26 protein-coding genes are annotated in these 14,716 nt (G+C 60.6%); 15 read left to right on the top strand and 11 right to left on the bottom strand.

Annotated elements, in window-relative coordinates:
- Positions 1–28: 28 nt before the first annotated feature.
- The 7 genes from RhoBH5_RS18950 to RhoBH5_RS18920 form a co-directional block, all read right to left on the bottom strand.
- Positions 29–613 (bottom strand): hypothetical protein, encoded by a 585-nt coding sequence (locus tag RhoBH5_RS18950; RefSeq protein WP_158170311.1) that lies wholly within the window; start codon positions 611–613, stop codon positions 29–31.
- The gene (locus tag RhoBH5_RS18945; RefSeq protein ID WP_270008669.1) at positions 610–1,179 is read right to left on the bottom strand and encodes a DUF6286 domain-containing protein; all 570 of its coding nucleotides are present in this window, start codon (positions 1,177–1,179) and stop codon (positions 610–612) included. The genes RhoBH5_RS18950 and RhoBH5_RS18945 overlap by 4 nt, the downstream gene beginning before the upstream one ends.
- Positions 1,176–1,568: an Asp23/Gls24 family envelope stress response protein gene (locus RhoBH5_RS18940; RefSeq protein WP_042452300.1), complete on the bottom strand. Its 393-nt coding sequence runs from the start codon at positions 1,566–1,568 to the stop codon at positions 1,176–1,178. The genes RhoBH5_RS18945 and RhoBH5_RS18940 overlap by 4 nt, the downstream gene beginning before the upstream one ends.
- Positions 1,561–1,740 (bottom strand): hypothetical protein, encoded by a 180-nt coding sequence (locus RhoBH5_RS18935; protein ID WP_003943629.1) that lies wholly within the window; start codon positions 1,738–1,740, stop codon positions 1,561–1,563. The genes RhoBH5_RS18940 and RhoBH5_RS18935 overlap by 8 nt, the downstream gene beginning before the upstream one ends.
- A 38-nt stretch (positions 1,741–1,778) precedes the next feature.
- On the bottom strand, positions 1,779–1,967 hold the full coding sequence (locus RhoBH5_RS18930) for a hypothetical protein (protein WP_007726577.1): 189 nt from the start codon (positions 1,965–1,967) through the stop codon (positions 1,779–1,781).
- Positions 1,968–2,037: 70 nt separating this feature from the next.
- Positions 2,038–2,322 (bottom strand): hypothetical protein, encoded by a 285-nt coding sequence (locus RhoBH5_RS18925; protein ID WP_042452304.1) that lies wholly within the window; start codon positions 2,320–2,322, stop codon positions 2,038–2,040.
- Positions 2,319–2,783, bottom strand: coding sequence for an Asp23/Gls24 family envelope stress response protein (locus RhoBH5_RS18920; protein ID WP_003943699.1), 465 nt, complete (start codon positions 2,781–2,783; stop codon positions 2,319–2,321). Before RhoBH5_RS18920 ends, RhoBH5_RS18925 begins: the two co-directional genes overlap by 4 nt.
- Positions 2,784–2,969: 186 nt before the next feature.
- Here RhoBH5_RS18920 and RhoBH5_RS18915 point away from each other — a divergent pair, with 186 nt between their 5' ends.
- Both RhoBH5_RS18915 and RhoBH5_RS18910 read left to right on the top strand, forming a co-directional pair.
- Complete coding sequence (locus RhoBH5_RS18915) at positions 2,970–3,548, top strand: RNA polymerase sigma factor (protein ID WP_007726571.1); 579 nt, start codon at positions 2,970–2,972, stop codon at positions 3,546–3,548.
- Positions 3,545–4,036: a hypothetical protein gene (locus RhoBH5_RS18910; protein ID WP_218960345.1), complete on the top strand. Its 492-nt coding sequence runs from the start codon at positions 3,545–3,547 to the stop codon at positions 4,034–4,036. Before RhoBH5_RS18915 ends, RhoBH5_RS18910 begins: the two co-directional genes overlap by 4 nt.
- A gap of 220 nt (positions 4,037–4,256) precedes the next feature.
- Here RhoBH5_RS18910 and RhoBH5_RS18905 read toward each other — a convergent pair whose 3' ends face one another.
- Positions 4,257–4,505 carry a hypothetical protein gene (locus RhoBH5_RS18905; RefSeq protein ID WP_007726566.1) on the bottom strand — a complete coding sequence of 83 codons (249 nt, stop codon included), beginning with the start codon at positions 4,503–4,505 and terminating at the stop codon, positions 4,257–4,259.
- Positions 4,506–4,672: 167 nt separating this feature from the next.
- On the opposite strand from RhoBH5_RS18905, the gene RhoBH5_RS18900 reads away from it, so the two are divergent.
- The 4 genes from RhoBH5_RS18900 (at position 4,673) to RhoBH5_RS18885 (ending at position 7,538) form a co-directional block, all read left to right on the top strand.
- On the top strand, positions 4,673–4,861 hold the full coding sequence (locus RhoBH5_RS18900; RefSeq protein ID WP_136472457.1) for a PI-type proteinase: 189 nt from the start codon (positions 4,673–4,675) through the stop codon (positions 4,859–4,861).
- Positions 4,862–5,120: 259 nt separating this feature from the next.
- The gene (locus RhoBH5_RS18895) at positions 5,121–5,540 is read left to right on the top strand and encodes an STAS domain-containing protein (RefSeq protein WP_007726563.1); all 420 of its coding nucleotides are present in this window, start codon (positions 5,121–5,123) and stop codon (positions 5,538–5,540) included.
- Positions 5,537–7,024 carry an alpha,alpha-trehalose-phosphate synthase (UDP-forming) gene (locus tag RhoBH5_RS18890; protein WP_054187565.1) on the top strand — a complete coding sequence of 496 codons (1,488 nt, stop codon included), beginning with the start codon at positions 5,537–5,539 and terminating at the stop codon, positions 7,022–7,024. Before RhoBH5_RS18895 ends, RhoBH5_RS18890 begins: the two co-directional genes overlap by 4 nt.
- Positions 7,025–7,160: 136 nt before the next feature.
- Positions 7,161–7,538, top strand: coding sequence for a hypothetical protein (locus RhoBH5_RS18885; RefSeq protein ID WP_007726560.1), 378 nt, complete (start codon positions 7,161–7,163; stop codon positions 7,536–7,538).
- A gap of 24 nt (positions 7,539–7,562) precedes the next feature.
- Here RhoBH5_RS18885 and RhoBH5_RS18880 read toward each other — a convergent pair whose 3' ends face one another.
- Positions 7,563–7,865, bottom strand: a complete 303-nt coding sequence (locus RhoBH5_RS18880; RefSeq protein WP_003943719.1) for a MerR family transcriptional regulator — start codon at positions 7,863–7,865, stop codon at positions 7,563–7,565.
- 358 nt (positions 7,866–8,223) lie between these two features.
- Here RhoBH5_RS18880 and RhoBH5_RS18875 point away from each other — a divergent pair, with 358 nt between their 5' ends.
- From RhoBH5_RS18875 to RhoBH5_RS18855, 5 genes are all read left to right on the top strand, one after another.
- Positions 8,224–8,382 carry a hypothetical protein gene (locus RhoBH5_RS18875; protein WP_003943664.1) on the top strand — a complete coding sequence of 53 codons (159 nt, stop codon included), beginning with the start codon at positions 8,224–8,226 and terminating at the stop codon, positions 8,380–8,382.
- Positions 8,383–8,466: 84 nt separating this feature from the next.
- Positions 8,467–9,012: a Dps family protein gene (locus tag RhoBH5_RS18870; RefSeq protein WP_003943731.1), complete on the top strand. Its 546-nt coding sequence runs from the start codon at positions 8,467–8,469 to the stop codon at positions 9,010–9,012.
- 73 nt (positions 9,013–9,085) lie between these two features.
- Positions 9,086–9,220 (top strand): hypothetical protein, encoded by a 135-nt coding sequence (locus RhoBH5_RS18865; RefSeq protein ID WP_256261806.1) that lies wholly within the window; start codon positions 9,086–9,088, stop codon positions 9,218–9,220.
- 48 nt (positions 9,221–9,268) lie between these two features.
- Positions 9,269–9,940, top strand: a complete 672-nt coding sequence (locus tag RhoBH5_RS18860; RefSeq protein ID WP_007726556.1) for an ANTAR domain-containing protein — start codon at positions 9,269–9,271, stop codon at positions 9,938–9,940.
- A 185-nt stretch (positions 9,941–10,125) separates the two neighbouring features.
- On the top strand, positions 10,126–10,443 hold the full coding sequence (locus RhoBH5_RS18855; protein ID WP_003943622.1) for a WhiB family transcriptional regulator: 318 nt from the start codon (positions 10,126–10,128) through the stop codon (positions 10,441–10,443).
- 9 nt (positions 10,444–10,452) lie between these two features.
- Here the strand turns inward: RhoBH5_RS18855 and RhoBH5_RS18850 are convergent, their stop codons facing one another.
- Positions 10,453–10,890: a hypothetical protein gene (locus RhoBH5_RS18850; protein WP_039972685.1), complete on the bottom strand. Its 438-nt coding sequence runs from the start codon at positions 10,888–10,890 to the stop codon at positions 10,453–10,455.
- A gap of 237 nt (positions 10,891–11,127) precedes the next feature.
- On the opposite strand from RhoBH5_RS18850, the gene RhoBH5_RS18845 reads away from it, so the two are divergent.
- Positions 11,128–11,562: an ATP-binding protein gene (locus tag RhoBH5_RS18845; protein ID WP_003943620.1), complete on the top strand. Its 435-nt coding sequence runs from the start codon at positions 11,128–11,130 to the stop codon at positions 11,560–11,562.
- Positions 11,559–12,341, top strand: a complete 783-nt coding sequence (locus RhoBH5_RS18840; protein WP_003943639.1) for a SigB/SigF/SigG family RNA polymerase sigma factor — start codon at positions 11,559–11,561, stop codon at positions 12,339–12,341. Before RhoBH5_RS18845 ends, RhoBH5_RS18840 begins: the two co-directional genes overlap by 4 nt.
- A gap of 16 nt (positions 12,342–12,357) precedes the next feature.
- Here RhoBH5_RS18840 and RhoBH5_RS18835 read toward each other — a convergent pair whose 3' ends face one another.
- A complete protein-coding gene (locus RhoBH5_RS18835; RefSeq protein WP_003943680.1) occupies positions 12,358–12,606 on the bottom strand; it encodes a hypothetical protein in 249 nt (82 codons plus the stop codon).
- A gap of 330 nt (positions 12,607–12,936) precedes the next feature.
- On the opposite strand from RhoBH5_RS18835, the gene RhoBH5_RS18830 reads away from it, so the two are divergent.
- Positions 12,937–13,374 carry an STAS domain-containing protein gene (locus tag RhoBH5_RS18830; RefSeq protein WP_270008668.1) on the top strand — a complete coding sequence of 146 codons (438 nt, stop codon included), beginning with the start codon at positions 12,937–12,939 and terminating at the stop codon, positions 13,372–13,374.
- 86 nt (positions 13,375–13,460) lie between these two features.
- Positions 13,461–14,438: a YihY/virulence factor BrkB family protein gene (locus RhoBH5_RS18825; RefSeq protein ID WP_003943713.1), complete on the top strand. Its 978-nt coding sequence runs from the start codon at positions 13,461–13,463 to the stop codon at positions 14,436–14,438.
- Positions 14,439–14,716: the final 278 nt, after the last annotated feature.

Here is a 14,716-nt window from a genome sequence, read left to right as displayed (position 1 = left end):
GCCGTCGGGAGGCTCAAACCTCGATTGATCAGAGAGTTCTCGGCTCATCGTGTTTCGCGCTTTCCACGGCGATGTGAGTTCTGGTCGCGATGGATGGATCACCGACCACCGCAGCGACTTGATCCCCCGTGTCGGTGACGCGAGAAATCAGCTCGGACAACGTTTCCGATCCGGATACGACGCTACGTCTCAATGTCACTCGCAAATCGATCGTGCGAACTCCACGATCGAGCAACGCTTTTCCTCGGACACGCGACACTTCGTCGAAGTCCTCCAGTGATGCGCTCGCCCCTTCCGCCACCGCACCCAGATCCGCGGTGATGGAATTGTGTGAGTTCGACCCATGGACGGCGATCTCCTTCACCCGACGCAGCGGCACATGCGCGATCAACCACCGCAACGCGAGGAGGACTAGCAGTACTCCCCCAGCTCCGACAGCCCATGGCCACCACGAGTGATCGACAAGATCTTCAGCCCACGGGATCTCGATACGCGCCGGGAAATCCTTGATCACGTCGCGATTCCACAGGATCGCTGCAACTCCCACCGCTATCGCGAGCATCCCCACGACGCATGTCGCCACGCGATCCATCGCCGTCGCCGTCCGAGTCATGACAGCGATCCCGTCTGGATACGAACCTTGATTCGCGGCGATGGTGACAGCGACCCGGCCAAGTCCCCCAGCACCGCACGGATTTCCGATTCAGCGGTGGCGGCTCCATCGGGCGTGACCGAGGCCTTCACTTCCAGCTTGCGCCGGGTCGCGTGTGACGAAGCGGATCGAACCTGGGCCAGTGACTCGACGCGAACAGACGCTATCGCCGCTACATCGACGGGATCGATCCACGTATTCGCGACTCCGACCAAGGCATTGGCAGTCTTTCGTCGCGGTTTGAGTCCGAGGATGACGAACCACAGGCCGAGAACGACGGCTGCGATCCCCGCCGGCAACATCCAACCCTGGTACGCGAGCCCGTCCACATATGCGGCAGCACTTGGTATCCACTGCGACCCGGTGATCACGCCGGTATCCACCAGCGCGTCGCGGACGCCGACCACGCCGAGCGCAAGTAGCGCCGCGGCGATGAGGAATCCCGTGACGGCCGATCCGGGCGCCGCAAGGGGAACAGGAGCAGCAGCCCTCGAGGCAGTGGGTGGTGCGACCTTGTCGGCGGTCATCGCACTTTCCTTCCCGCGTCACGCGTGGTCGATGCCGGGAGAACGCTCACGATCGCCACGTCCACGCCGTCTACGTCCAGGCCCGATACAGACTGCAACTGGGTTGTCACGTTCTCTCGCACCGCTGTACCGATGACCGACAAGGATCCGGGCCACTCGATCGCGATGTCCACCTTGGCCCGTACCCGCTTGCCGGATACCAGCACTCGCGCCCTCGGCAGTTCACGCCCGGTCAGTTTGTCCATGCCGCCGGCGTGATGACGCACCCCCGGGGTCCCGCGCGTCGCCTCGAGAACCAACTTCTGCGCGACTCTGTCTCGAATCGTCAGCGTTCCACGATCGCCCGGCTCGGCAAGCACAGACGACTCCGGTCGAGCTGTCTCAGCCACGTCCGCGACCCTTCAGCATCACACCGAGATCGAACTCGCCGTCACGCTGACCACCGACGAGGTATCCGATCACACCGAGAACCAGAGCGATGAGGAATCCGGTGAAACCGCCTGCAGCAGCTGCGACTCCGAGAAGTAGTCCTGCCAGTAGGCCGACAGTCGAGGTGGTCATGTGAATCCTCCGTTGTGGATGATGTTCGTTGGTGCGAGTCAGATCTCGGTGTAGGTCTTGGCACCCGGAAACCGAGCGCGCAAACGCGTGTACTGGGTCCGAGCGGGTTTCGCTATCTGCCGCATCGTGCCGCGCAGTGTCCTGCGCACACCCACACCGATCGGGGACGCGAAGTCCCGGTCGACGCGTTCGAGCGCTCGATTGAGCGCGTCGGCAGATCCGCCCACGTCGGGGTGGTAGCTCCTGATCGCCTCTCGGCGTGCGGATCGGCGATCAGGAACTGGACCACGAGAGTGCTCAGGCATCGTGCGCACGACCGACTACGTCTTCCACTGTCACGTTCACGGGGCCTGTAACGAGTCCTGAAACCGCTTGGCGGATACGTAAAGCCGTATCTCGAACGGCGGCGTCGGCGAAGATGCACACATGGATGTCTGTCGACGACTCCGTCACCCGCACGCCGACGACGCGGCGACCGGGGAGGTACGTGCCAACCTCGCCGAACATTCCGGCATGAAGCGAGGCGACCCCAGGTATCCCCGTCACAGCCGCCGCGATGGTGTCGGCGATTTCGGAACTCACTGCACCCGTGCAGTCTTGGGCTCGCCGGTTTCGTCGTCACTGCCCTCGTCGAGGTGAACGTCGTGAACCGTGATGTTCACCTCGGTCACTTCGAGACCCGTCATCCGTTCGAGCGCCGCAATGACGTTGCGGCGAATGCCGGTGGCCAGATCGGCGAGCGATACGCCGTACTCGGCCACGATGTCGATGTCGACCGCTGCCTGCTTTTCGCCGACCTCGACCGATACTCCCTGGGAGTGGTTGACACTCGCGCCGGGGATCCGCTCGCGCAGTGCCCCGACAACCCGCGACGCTCCGCCGCCGACGTCGTACACGCCGCTCACCTCTCGCGTAGCGATGCCGGCAATCTTCGAGACAACGGTGTCGGCGATCGACGTCTTTCCTTGCGAACTCACGAGAGCCGAGTCGTTCGATGATGCAACATCCTTCGTAGATGCTGTCGCAACCTGCGTGCTGACCATTGTCATCTCCTCCTGTTGATCGATCTACCTGTGTAGTCGTCACTCGAAGGCAAAACCGAATGCCCCAGTCAGGTGACGTGCATCACTGACACTTGTTAGTTACTGTCCGTAACATTCAACGCCCCGGCCGGGCGAACAATCTTCGAACGCAGCCGAGTGTTCCGCATTTCCGCGAGAGGAGCGACTGTGGCGTTACCGCATACACAGGGGCTCACCGAAGCACCTGACGGTTTGGACACCGCGACAGTGAACGCTGCGATACTCGGCGACCGAGAAGCATTCGAGTCACTGGTGCACTACTACGGACCTGCACTTCACCGCTATGCGCGTCGCATGCTCGCAGACGAAGGTGACATTCTCGAGGTAGTCCAGGACACCTTCGTGGCCGCCTGGCGTCGACTCGATTCGTTTCGTGGCGAATCGTCGATGCGAACATGGCTTTTCGCGATCTGTTCCCGAAAGATCGTGGACAGCTATCGAATCAAGAGAGCTCAACCGATCGACGACAGATTGCTCGATCCTCTCGTGCCGTCTCCCGAGGCCGGCCCGTTCGACACGACCTCGAACTCCGCGTTCCTCGAGGCACTGGAAGAAGCGTTGGGTGAACTGCCTTATCGCCAGCGTGCGGCATGGACGCTGCGAGAGGTGGAGATGCTCACGTTCGTTCAAATCGGCAAGATTCTAAGACTCACCCCGGATGCGGTGCGCGGGCATCACCATCGTGCACGGGCTAACCTGAGTGAACGAATGACGAGGTGGCGATGACTGAATCACGAACCGACGCATTGATGGCGCACGCATCCGACGTCCTGCGGAACGCTCCCGAGCCGGGCTGGGATCGAATCAGCGACAAGGTGATCCGGGCGCTACGGTCGACCTCGGCGTCCGGTTGGCCGCTCGACGCACACGCGTCGGAAGGTCCACGTCTAGGCACGGTGTCGGTGAGCGATCACGTACTCCGCACCCACTTGGCCGCCGAGATACGTTCTCGGCACCACTGCTCGCCGAGCAGCATCGAGTTCTTCGTCGACGGCCACGAAATACGTTCACTACGTATCGAACTGGCAGCGCCATACGGAGTGGATCTGGCCGAACTGTCGGACCGGGTTCGATTCACCGTCGTCGATGTCGTTCACCTGATCCTCGGCGACACGGACCCACCGGTCTCTGCAGAGAGCATCCACGTCGCCGTAGTCGACATCGTCGATGATCTACCTGCCGAAGGGAACACCAAAAGCCACTCCGAACACTAGGTGTTTGTTCGGCAAGTGTTTGGGAACCCGGCACTCATGACCACTCCCCCACCACCGGATCCGGGCCCCGCCCCCGACCCGGGGCCGCCGACACCACCGGCGCCGACACCACCCGATCCGATGAATCCGCCGCCCGTGCCACCGACTCCGACGCCACCAAACCCGTACCCTCCGGATCCGATCCCGCAGATCTGACGTCGGCTGCCCCGAACTTCGGAGTTCAACCGCCGAGTTCGGCGATCATCTCGCTCAACGATTCTGCGGCGATACGTAGTTCACCTTCGTCGGGGTTGTCGGGTGAGGACGGTAGACGTTCGGCCAACTGCTCGCGAGTGACAAGCGAGATACCCTCGAGACCGAACCCTTCTTCATCGGGGACGTAGATCTCGATCTCGCCCCCGACCGCTACCAGTTCCGAATGGGGGCCACTGCCCAGCAGTGCACGCAGGTGTTCGGTCGTCACGGTCATATGGTTCACGTGAAATCTCCTGCTTCGGTGACAGCTGACTTTGCCGGTATGGACTCGACGTGACGTACTGGCTCGACGTGACGCACTACCCCCTACTGAGTACCCCTCGCGGGTGAGCAGGAAACGACAAGTACATGAACAACGACTTCCCGAAGGAAACGCACACCATGAGTGAACAGAATTCCACCGACCGTACGGATCAGACGGACGAGCCGCAGACCACCGGCACCGACCACGGTCCGGGAACCGGCTCCGACACCGCGCCCAAGGACGTTCAGACCGATCCGTCGGGCGAACGTACGTGGGCCGACGAGGGCGGAGCCTCGAGCACCGGCCCGGCGACTGACACCGACTGATCCCGGAAGGTCTGAACCATCGGGACCAAGGTCCCGTGGGCCGACGCTCACGGGACCTTGAAATCCGTACGGATCTAACGCTTTTCACCTGGGTTTTCGCGATGCGGTAAGGTAGGCACTCAGCACGGTTGAGTACCCAGCCGTTGAAGACGAGCACGGTTCGTGCGTTGCTTCCCGTGCCGTTTCCCGGTTTCGAACGAAACCGTTTCGAACCAGACCGTTCGAACGAACCGTTTCGAGCAATCCGTCAGGAGTTTCGATGAACGAGTTTTCGAGAACTACAGATGAGCGTACGGACAGTCCCCCCACCTTCACGACGACCTGTGCCGAAAACATTCAGTCGCTCGTGGTCAGCGGCGAGATCGACGTCCGGTCCCGAGCTGATTTCGCTGCCTGCGTCGACGACCTGATCGGTGAGCGACACCCGTTCGTACTCGACTGCTCGGACGTCCAGTTCATCTCCGTCGGAGGTCTTTCCATCATCGAGACTCTGTCGGCCAAGGCACGGAGGCTCGGCGTGCCGTGGACGCTCGTCGCAGCGCACCCTGTCAGGCGTCCGCTGTCTCTTCTGAAGATGGACACCGACATCGTGTACACCGACTCGACAGCCGATGCAGTCGCGTACCTGTCCTCGACCTCCGTCCTGGACGAGACCCTGGCGGAGCCGATGTCGGCGTGAGTACCGATCTCGAAAAGCTCTCCGAATTCGTCGTCGTCGCAAACCGACTGCCGGTCGATCTCGAAACCGACGAAGACGGAAGCAAGAACTGGAAGCGAAGTCCGGGTGGGCTCGTCACTGCGCTCGAACCCATCCTCCGACAGCGGGATGGCGCCTGGGTCGGCTGGCCGGGGGTCGCGGACGAGAAGGTCGATCCGATAGTGGTTGACGGCCTTCGTCTGTTTCCCGTCGAGCTGACCTCTCAGGACCTCGCCGAGTACTACGAGGGGTTCTCCAACGACACGTTGTGGCCGCTCTACCACGACGTTCTGGTGGCTCCGACGTTCGAGCGGTCGTGGTGGCACACCTACGTCGCAGTCAACCAGCGGTTCGCCGAGGAAACCGCGCGTTGCGCCGCGGACGGAGCGACTGTCTGGGTGCAGGACTATCAGTTGCAACTTGTGCCGGCGATGCTGCGCGAGCTGCGGCCAGATCTGACGATCGGGTTCTTTCTTCATATCCCGTTCCCTCCGGTCGAGCTCTTCATGCAGCTTCCGTGGCGCAAGGAGATCGTCAGGGGAATGCTGGGCGCCGATCTGATCGGCTTCCACTTACCTGGTGGCGCAAACAATTTCCTGTTCTTGGCCCGCAAACTTCTCGGCCTCAAGACGACGACCGCGGGCGTCGGTGTTCGAAGCGCGCTCGGGCATGTGGATTTCGATTCTCGCGTCGTCAAGGTGGGCGCCTTTCCCATCTCCGTCGATTCTGCCGAACTCGAGCGCCAGTCGAAAAGCGATTCGGTCCTGCGTCGCGCGCGCGAATTGAAGGAAGAGCTGGGAAATCCCGAGAAAATCTTGCTGGGAGTCGACCGGCTGGACTACACCAAGGGTATCGACCTGCGGCTTCAAGCCTTGAAGGAACTCCTCGACGAGGATCGTCTGGATCCGGAGAAGTACACGATGGTGCAGCTCGCGACGCCCAGTCGTGAACGCGTGCAGCACTATATCGACCTGCGTAGCGTCATCGAAGAGCAGGTGGGCCGCATCAACGGTGACCACAGTCAGATCGGCCGCCCCGTCGTTCACTATCTGTATCAGCCGGTCGACCGTGAAGAACTGATCGCACTGTTCGTCGCTGCCGACGTCATGCTCGTGACGCCGATGCGCGACGGGATGAATCTGGTGGCCAAGGAGTACGTGGCCTGTCGTGGCGACCTCGGAGGTGCTCTCGTTCTCAGCGAGTTCACCGGTGCCGCAATGGAATTACGACAGTCATATCTGGTCAACCCGCACGATTTGGACGGCGTGAAGAATACGATCCTGACCGCGGTTCATCAGGATCCGAAGGAAGGCCGTCGACGTATGGCTGCGCTGCATCGACAGGTCATGACACACGATGTGCATCAGTGGGCCGAGTCGTTCCTGACTGCGCTTGCCCCAGCTGGACCGCTTCCGGACGATCAGTTCCTCACGGAGCGTGAGTCGAACTTTGCGCGCAACAACTGACCCTCACGGGCTTGCGTCAGTGCGCTCGGAGACTCGAGCTAGGATTGGTTTCAGTTCATCGTCAAGCAGCGGCTGCGAACTGATCTCCTCGACATAGCCGTGCAATGCTGCATCGGCCCAGAAAGACAGGCCGACCATGCCCCTCACGATGAAGTACTCCGAAACCTACAACGACGCTCTCATTGCGCTCGCTGCCGCTACTCATCGGCCGGCCAACGTGGTGAACCTGTTCGGCGAGTACGCCATTCGTGTTGACCTCGAATACAACCGGTTCCTTCTGGCGACCAATACCGCGGCTGGACTCTCCGATCGACCCGACAACGGAGAATCATGGCTGGTGCGGTTCTTCCAATCCGAGAACACCGACACTCCGGATCGCCTCCTCGCGGAGGCGTCGCATCAATGGTTGGTCGATGCTTTGGACGCCGCGCTCGAACAGATCGCAGCGGCAGGGAACAAAATCTCCGCCGACGCGGACTTCGGCGACCCTACCCGCACCGAAACTCCATCCTGAACGGCATCGTCTCGAGCAGCACCACTAGTCCCCCTCGGCGGTCAACTGGCTGATTCGAGCCGCTAAGACTGCATTCTCGGCCTCGAGGGACAGAATCAGACGAATACCGACGAGATTGACTCCGTCGTCGATCAGCGCGGTGATTCGTCCGAGCGTATCCAGGTCGGCCTCGCTGTACCGGCGCGTACCGCCATCGGTGCGGGTTGGTGTGAGCAAGCCCCTTCGCTCGTAAAGGCGCAGCGTCTGAGGTCCTACCCCGGACAGTTCAGACATCACTGAGATCCCGTACACGCCGCGCAGCGCCCGGGTCTGGGATTCCGACGTCACTGGAACCTCCTAGTTCGGTGTCGGCTGTCTCAATCGGCGTCACCCGACCTTAGCACCATCACGCAGTGAATCTGACGCCCAGGACATAGATTCAAGCGTGTCCAGGACCACTGACAACAAGAATCGTCGAGCAGAAAGGGCGTGAAATGGCAGATCAAAGCCGATTTCGACAAGATTGCACAATGCGCTTTCCCTCGCCCGCGAATCGAAGAAGCCTTGCCAATTATCTACATCGGCTGATATAGATTTTGTAGCACCTGAAAGCGCCATAACTGGAGCTCGAAGGCGCAGAACACCCAGACGTCGGAGTCGGTGGTTCAGCCGACTCCCTCACGGCACACTCTTCACCGGGAGCAAGATGACGACGATCGACATCCCGCCCACACAGGGCGAGAGCACCACCGGCATCGGAATCACTGTCGCAAGTGCGACTTTGACAACCGAAGAGGTCAAGCGCCGAATCGCGATGATGTACGGCGACCCGGTGACAGAGGAGCCAGTAGCACTCGCGCACTGAACCTGACCGACACGCGATCCGATTGACGATGGCGCGAGACCGCCCCACTGGAGGGCGATCCCCATCAAGACGAGAGGAAAACATATGTCCGAGTTCACCGTACCGGGACTGAGCAGCGCAGACGGTTCGTCCGTCGCCGATATTCTGCAGGAACGCCTCAGCGCCTACAACGATCTTCACCTCACGCTCAAGCACGTTCACTGGAACGTCGTGGGCCCCAACTTCATCGGCGTGCACGAGATGATCGACCCCCAGGTGGAGTTGGTTCGCGGCTACGCCGACGATGTGGCCGAACGTATCGCGGCACTGGGTAACTCACCCAAGGGCACCGCGGGAGCAATCGAGCGCGATCGAACGTGGGACGACTACTCCGTCGGCCGCGACGACGCTCGTGCGCACCTCGCTGCGCTCGACCTCGTCTACACCGGGATCATCACCGACAGTCGCACCGCAATCGACAGTGTCGGCAAGATCGATCCGATCACCGAGGACATGTTGATCGGCCAGACGGCGCAGTTGGAAAAGTTCCAGTGGTTCGTTCGTGCTCACCTCGAGAACTCGGGTGGCAGCCTCGTACACGAAGGCGCGTCCACCGAGCAGGATGCCGCAAATGAGGCGCGTCAGAACTGATGCACCGTCCGCGGTTTCGGCCGATCGGGGGTCGGCCGAAACCGCACTCCCCACAACAGGAAAGGGCAAGAGCATGTCTGCGGACTCGCGCGGCACCTCGACACAAACACGTCGCGAGTATCAGATGTTCGTGTTGCAGCAGCGTTTGTTGTTCGGATCGATCCTGGCAGGCACCGCCCTTGGAGTTCTCGCGATCACCTACTTCTGAAATATCAGGGGCCGCAACCGTCGAAGACAGGACAGAAACGACACAATCATGAGTTCGAGCACTCTCCGCTCGATCGTTCGTAGCGATCGATTTGCGGCAAGCAGTTCTTCTCTTCTGCTCGTGGACAGCGATTTTCGTATCCAGGGCGCAAACGACGAATACCTTGCCGTATCCGGTCGCAGCCTCGATCAATTGCACCGAGTGGAAGTGTTCGAAGCCTTCCCCGACAATCCCGACGACTCGTTTGCCGATGGAATCTTCTCGTTGACAGCGTCATTCGAGCGCACGATGCGGTCCCGAACTCGGGACACACTGCCGACTCAGCGTTACGACGTGCGCGACGAGCGCGGGAGCGGGATGTTTGTCACCCGCTATTGGAATACGGTGAATTCCGCCGTCACCGATGATGACGGCAGGGTCATCGGTGTGCTTCATCGTGTATACGAGGTTCAACGACCGCTGGCTCAGCAGTCCAGTTCGGCGTCAGACGTCCTCACCCGCCTTCGCGCGGAAAATGACGAACTGAGAAGAGCTTTGGATTCTCGGCCCTTGATCGAGCAGGCCAAGGGATTACTGATGGCCGAGCGTGAGTGCTCGGCCGACCAAGCCTTCGACTTTCTGGTCCAGATGTCGCAGGAATGGAACGTCAAGGTGCGCGACATCGCCGGTGGTCTTGTCGCCGCAGCAGAACGACGTGCCGTGGATCAAAAGAATTCCTGACGACCGGGATTCAAAAGTTGTACGGCTGGGTAATGACCGACCAGAGGTACCCCCGAAATCTTCCCCCTCGAGGGAGGAGCCTCGAAGGTCCCGCCGGTTCAGGCCGGCGGGACCGAGCTTTGCCTTAACACCCGACCTGGATCCGCGATCCGAGTCGAGTTCGTCACGCAGCGAAGGGAACGTCCATGTTCATGCGCTCCTACACATCTCCCAGGCCCCTTGCCGACGAGTGGGATTGGCAACTGTCCGGCACCTGCCGCGACACCGACCCCGCTCTGTTCTACGACGACACGAACGAGCGCGGCTCCAGGCGAGCGAAGCGCGAGAGTTCGGCGAAGCTGGTGTGCGCCAGATGCCCTGTCGTGCAGAGATGCCTGGTGCACGCCATCCAGACCGGGGAACCCCACGGTATCTGGGGCGGCATGACGGCGACCGAGCGAGAATCGTTGCGCAAAGCTCGAACTGAACCACTGATCAGTGCCGCGACGAGCTCACGAGAGTAGACAGGAACCTCAGGGCCTGGCCTCGTGGTGCCGCAAACCGTGCGTGCGGCGTCGCTCCTTCATCTCGGCTTCGAAGAGGTGCGGCACTCCGCCTGCCAGCTTGTCGCGCACCACTTTCTCGCATTCACGAAAAAACGACCAGTAGTTCTCGTCGAACTCTTCGACCAACTGGAAAGTCCAGCGCCCCTCGACCACGTTCCGGCCCATCAACTCGCCCTCGACCTGATCGGCCAGGTCGTCGTTGCCGCTGGATCGCAGTAGCTCGACGACCTCGTCGAGCATCAGATCGGCATGCCCTATCAGCTGATGGAAGTCGTACAGAGCACCGCGTGCCCGTTCCACCGTTTCAAGGGCGTTCGACAGCACTCCTGCCGCCTTCACCTCGTCATCAGTGACACCTTCCGGTCGTATGTGTACGGGGATCTGTCTGTCCGAATGGGTGTCCATGAAGCGGCTGTACCCGAACGACGCGAAAATGAAAGATGAGGATTCGGTACGTCCGCACCACAGGTGATGTGTCTCACAATTCATCCTCTAGTTCGGGTAAAGAGGGTTAGTTCGCCGGGCGAAGGGTAATCCAAGGCCATGAATACTTCCGGGGTAGAGATGGCTGGCACGCACGGCCGGTACCGGTCCTTGCCTCGGTCCGCCGGAATTACGCCACATCTACCTACAGGAAGCCCCTTGATCCCTCTGTCGAGTCCGACCGAAACCGAACTAACTCACGACTCCATCGCCTCGCTCCGCGTCCGCGCGTCGTACTCTCAACTTCCCACTCTGCGCGGAATCACCCGAACGGTTGCCAACAACACCGGACTCGATGTCGACGGAACAGCCGACCTTGCTCTGGCGATGGACGAAGTCGCGAGCATCCTCATCGGCCACGCGATACCGTCCAGCGACTTGACCTGCCGATTCGACACCGTCGGCCGCACACTTCGGACTGTCGTGTCCGTGATCGCGCACTCCGAGATACCCGACAAGTCGCACAGCTTCGGATGGTTCGTTCTCGAAGCGCTGGTCGATTCCGTCCGCCTGGAACAGTCGGAAATCGACGCGGACGGTCACATCACCCTGACGATGACGCTTGAAAAGGGCTTGCCCCAGGAGCGTGCGTGACCGCTGTCCCACCGGACAAGAAGGACCAGTACGAAACAGCTGTCGAACTGTTCGTCTCGATGGCCTCGCTTCCGCCGAATGATCCCAGCCGAGAAAAAATAACCACCTCGATCATCGAACTGTGCCTACCCCTGGCCACACACGTCGCTCGCCGATACCAGGGGCGTGGCCAGCCTTTCGAGGACTTGGAGCAAGTTGCTCGCGTCGGGCTCATACAGGCCGTGCAGCGATTCGACGTCGACAAAGGATCGGATTTCCTCTCGTTCGCCGTCCCGACCGTCATGGGTGAGGTTCGAAAGCATTTTCGCGATCACGGCTGGTCCGTGCGAGTGCCTCGTAGCCTTCAGGAACGGCACCTTGCCCTCAACCGGGCGCTCACGACTTTGTCCCAGACGCTCGGCCGTGCACCGACAGTCGCGGAACTCGCCAAGGAACTCGACATCGAACCGGACGAGGTCGAACAAGGTTTGACCGCCGGTAATTCGTACCGAACCACACCGCTCGACACCGCGTCCGCCGGCGACGGGAGTGGTCTGACTCTGATAGACACTTTGGGACAGTACGACGAAGCGATCAGTCGGATCGACAATCACGAAACCCTGCGGCCCGCGCTCCTGGCACTACCGGAGCGCGAGCGCACGATCGTCGTTCTCAGATTCTTCGGCCATCTCACCCAATCCCAGATTGCCGAAAAGGTCGGCATCTCTCAGATGCATGTATCCAGAATCCTCACTCAGTCACTGAAGCAGCTACGCACCGAGATGGGTGAAATCTTCTGAAGGTACGTCTCGAGGATCAGATGTATTCCTGTGCAAGACGTTCCAGCTCGTCTCGATCGATGAGACCGGGCTGGCCGATGTCGAGGGCCTCGAGATACTTGTTGGCGAGGCGGTAATCGTGCCCCCACCGGCCGTGCTCGCCGTCCTGCTCGGTGCGCTGCACACTGGAACCGGGCGGAACCTCGTCCCGCAAACCGTTGGTCTCCGCGCCGATCAGTGTGTCGAGCTTGGTCGAGATGGCCGTGAGTGCATCGCGGTCGTTCATCTGATTCCCTTCGTCCGGTGACGCTGATCTTCCACCATACCGAAGCGTCGAGCCAAAAACATTGCACCGCTTAATATTCGACCTCTCACCTGGACCGATTCACGCCCTCGAGCTACACTGAACGGTACCGAGGTTGAGAATACAGCCGGGGTTGAAGCCACTGGCGCTCGGTTCGCATCAAGGCTCTGGATCAGGTGAGCATTTCCTGCGCACATCTGTACTGTTCATTTCCATTGAGCTCTAAAGCTTTCCACGCCTGGACGCATTAACTTTCCGCGCCGCCAGATCGGTCGTCAGCCTTTCGATGAAAGCACACAGACCGGATCTGCCATGAATCTGAATGAACTCGACCACACACCGATCGATTCCATCGATCCCTCAACACAATTGGGGCCGATCGTGGAAACGCATGGTTTCGCGGCCTGGCGGATAGCGCCCTCGACAGTCCTGATCCAGGTCGAGGTCGACCTCGACAAACTCGCCGCCCCAGCACTACGAGAACTTCTCAACTCGTACGCTGCGGAGTGGTCTCGCGTCATTCTGGACTTGTCCAACTCACTGTTCGTCGGTGCGGTCTGCCTCGAACTGTTCGCCGAGCTGAACTCCCGTTCGCGAGCCAACGACTTCCAGTGGGCCGCGATCGGGTCACACCCGCTTCGACGCTTGCTTCGCGCGGCGCGGGCGGAAGAGGAATTCCCGGTCACCAACTCTGTCGAGGGAGCAATGCGCGCGCTCGACGAAGCAGAGAAGTCACTCGAAGCCTCCTGACGCGACGGCTGCACCGGCGTCGAGCGCCGGGCGCTCGCAGCGACTAAGGTTCGTCGGGCTGTCCGACGAGCTGAGAGAGACCGAGAATGACAATCGCCAAGCGCCTCGATGCCTTGCAACAGAAGCATCCGGCCCTGGGGTTCCCGATAGCGGTCCTCTACAAGTTCCTCGACGATCAAGGTGTTTATCTAGCCGCGCTGATCGCTTACTACGGCTTCGTCTCGCTCTTTCCTCTTCTTCTGTTGCTCTCGACCATTCTCGGCTTCGTGCTGTCGGGCAACCCTGAGCTTCAGCAACAGATCTTGGACTCCGCGCTGCATCAGTTTCCGGTGATCGGTGACGACCTGGGCAATGCGCAACAGATCGGCGGCGGTGTCACGGGTCTGGTGATCGGAATCGTCGGTGGTCTCTACGGTGGCCTCGGTGTCGCTCTGGCTTGCCAGAACGCGATGAACACGGTGTGGTCGGTGCCCCGAAACATGCGACCGGATCCCATCCGCGGGCGTCTCCAAGGGCTACTACTCCTCGGCACGATCGGTCTCGCGATCTTGGGGACCACCGCTGTCTCCAACATCGGCGGTGCGCTTCATCTGGGCGGTTCGTTCAGCTTCCTGCTGACCCTTGCGGTAGTCGTCTTGAATGCGGGCATCTTCATCGTCGCTTTCCGGCTCACCTGCGCCCGCCCGCTCTCGGTAGCCGATGTGGCACCTGGAGCGATCGCCGCTGCTGTTCTCTGGCAAGCACTTCAGTCCTTCGGTGCCCTCTATGTGACCTCTGTGGTGCGGGGTGCCTCCACCACCAATGGCGTCTTTGCCATCGTTCTGGGTTTGTTGGCCTTCTTGTTCCTCGCTGCAGCCTCGATCGTCATGTGTGCGGAAATCAACGTCGTGCGAGTCGACAAACTCCATCCGCGGGCGTTGTTGGCTCCGTTCACCGACAACACCGAACTCATCGAAGGCGATCGGCGCACCTTCGCCGATCAAGCAAAAGCACAACGCGCGGTTCCCCACGAGAACATCCATGTGACGTTCGACGGGCACACCAAACCCGACGATTCGGACTGATCTCGACCCCGATCGAGTTGGGTATTTGGTCCCCTCCTCGGTATCGGGGTGGCATTCTGCGCCGCGAATCCAGATTTAACACAGGTGTTGTCATTTCGCGCTGCATCGAAGGGACGAATACATCACAGCAGGTAAACGCGCATAGTTGAACAATCACCTGCTTCCGACGTGGTCCCGGAACGGGACAAAGCCGTCAAATACTGCAACTCGCCATGCATGTAATTGGAGACAGAAAAAGAAGAGCATGGCAGGATCAGGTGTGAGACCGGACTCTCGAT

Source organism: Rhodococcus sp. BH5 (assembly GCF_027583855.1).
In the GTDB taxonomy this organism is placed as follows: Bacteria; Actinomycetota; Actinomycetes; order Mycobacteriales; family Mycobacteriaceae; genus Rhodococcus_F; species Rhodococcus_F qingshengii.
The sequence above is the reverse complement of the archived record's forward strand: the minus strand, read 5'-3'. Positions and strand labels throughout refer to the sequence as shown.

Excerpts from the sequence above, each read along its gene's own strand:
- RhoBH5_RS18950 (WP_158170311.1), bottom strand. The coding sequence starts at position 613 with ATGACTCGGACGGCGACGGCGATGGATCGCGTGGCGACATGCGTCGTG.
- RhoBH5_RS18945 (WP_270008669.1), bottom strand. The coding sequence starts at position 1,179 with ATGACCGCCGACAAGGTCGCACCACCCACTGCCTCGAGGGCTGCTGCT.
- RhoBH5_RS18935 (WP_003943629.1), bottom strand. The coding sequence starts at position 1,740 with ATGACCACCTCGACTGTCGGCCTACTGGCAGGACTACTTCTCGGAGTC.
- RhoBH5_RS18920 (WP_003943699.1), bottom strand. The coding sequence starts at position 2,783 with ATGGTCAGCACGCAGGTTGCGACAGCATCTACGAAGGATGTTGCATCA.
- RhoBH5_RS18910 (WP_218960345.1), top strand. The coding sequence starts at position 3,545 with ATGACTGAATCACGAACCGACGCATTGATGGCGCACGCATCCGACGTC.
- RhoBH5_RS18905 (WP_007726566.1), bottom strand. The coding sequence starts at position 4,505 with ATGACCGTGACGACCGAACACCTGCGTGCACTGCTGGGCAGTGGCCCC.
- RhoBH5_RS18900 (WP_136472457.1), top strand. The coding sequence starts at position 4,673 with ATGAGTGAACAGAATTCCACCGACCGTACGGATCAGACGGACGAGCCG.
- RhoBH5_RS18895 (WP_007726563.1), top strand. The coding sequence starts at position 5,121 with ATGAACGAGTTTTCGAGAACTACAGATGAGCGTACGGACAGTCCCCCC.
- RhoBH5_RS18885 (WP_007726560.1), top strand. The coding sequence starts at position 7,161 with ATGCCCCTCACGATGAAGTACTCCGAAACCTACAACGACGCTCTCATT.
- RhoBH5_RS18875 (WP_003943664.1), top strand. The coding sequence starts at position 8,224 with ATGACGACGATCGACATCCCGCCCACACAGGGCGAGAGCACCACCGGC.
- RhoBH5_RS18870 (WP_003943731.1), top strand. The coding sequence starts at position 8,467 with ATGTCCGAGTTCACCGTACCGGGACTGAGCAGCGCAGACGGTTCGTCC.
- RhoBH5_RS18865 (WP_256261806.1), top strand. The coding sequence starts at position 9,086 with ATGTCTGCGGACTCGCGCGGCACCTCGACACAAACACGTCGCGAGTAT.
- RhoBH5_RS18860 (WP_007726556.1), top strand. The coding sequence starts at position 9,269 with ATGAGTTCGAGCACTCTCCGCTCGATCGTTCGTAGCGATCGATTTGCG.
- RhoBH5_RS18855 (WP_003943622.1), top strand. The coding sequence starts at position 10,126 with ATGTTCATGCGCTCCTACACATCTCCCAGGCCCCTTGCCGACGAGTGG.
- RhoBH5_RS18850 (WP_039972685.1), bottom strand. The coding sequence starts at position 10,890 with ATGGACACCCATTCGGACAGACAGATCCCCGTACACATACGACCGGAA.
- RhoBH5_RS18835 (WP_003943680.1), bottom strand. The coding sequence starts at position 12,606 with ATGAACGACCGCGATGCACTCACGGCCATCTCGACCAAGCTCGACACA.
- RhoBH5_RS18830 (WP_270008668.1), top strand. The coding sequence starts at position 12,937 with ATGAATCTGAATGAACTCGACCACACACCGATCGATTCCATCGATCCC.
- RhoBH5_RS18825 (WP_003943713.1), top strand. The coding sequence starts at position 13,461 with ATGACAATCGCCAAGCGCCTCGATGCCTTGCAACAGAAGCATCCGGCC.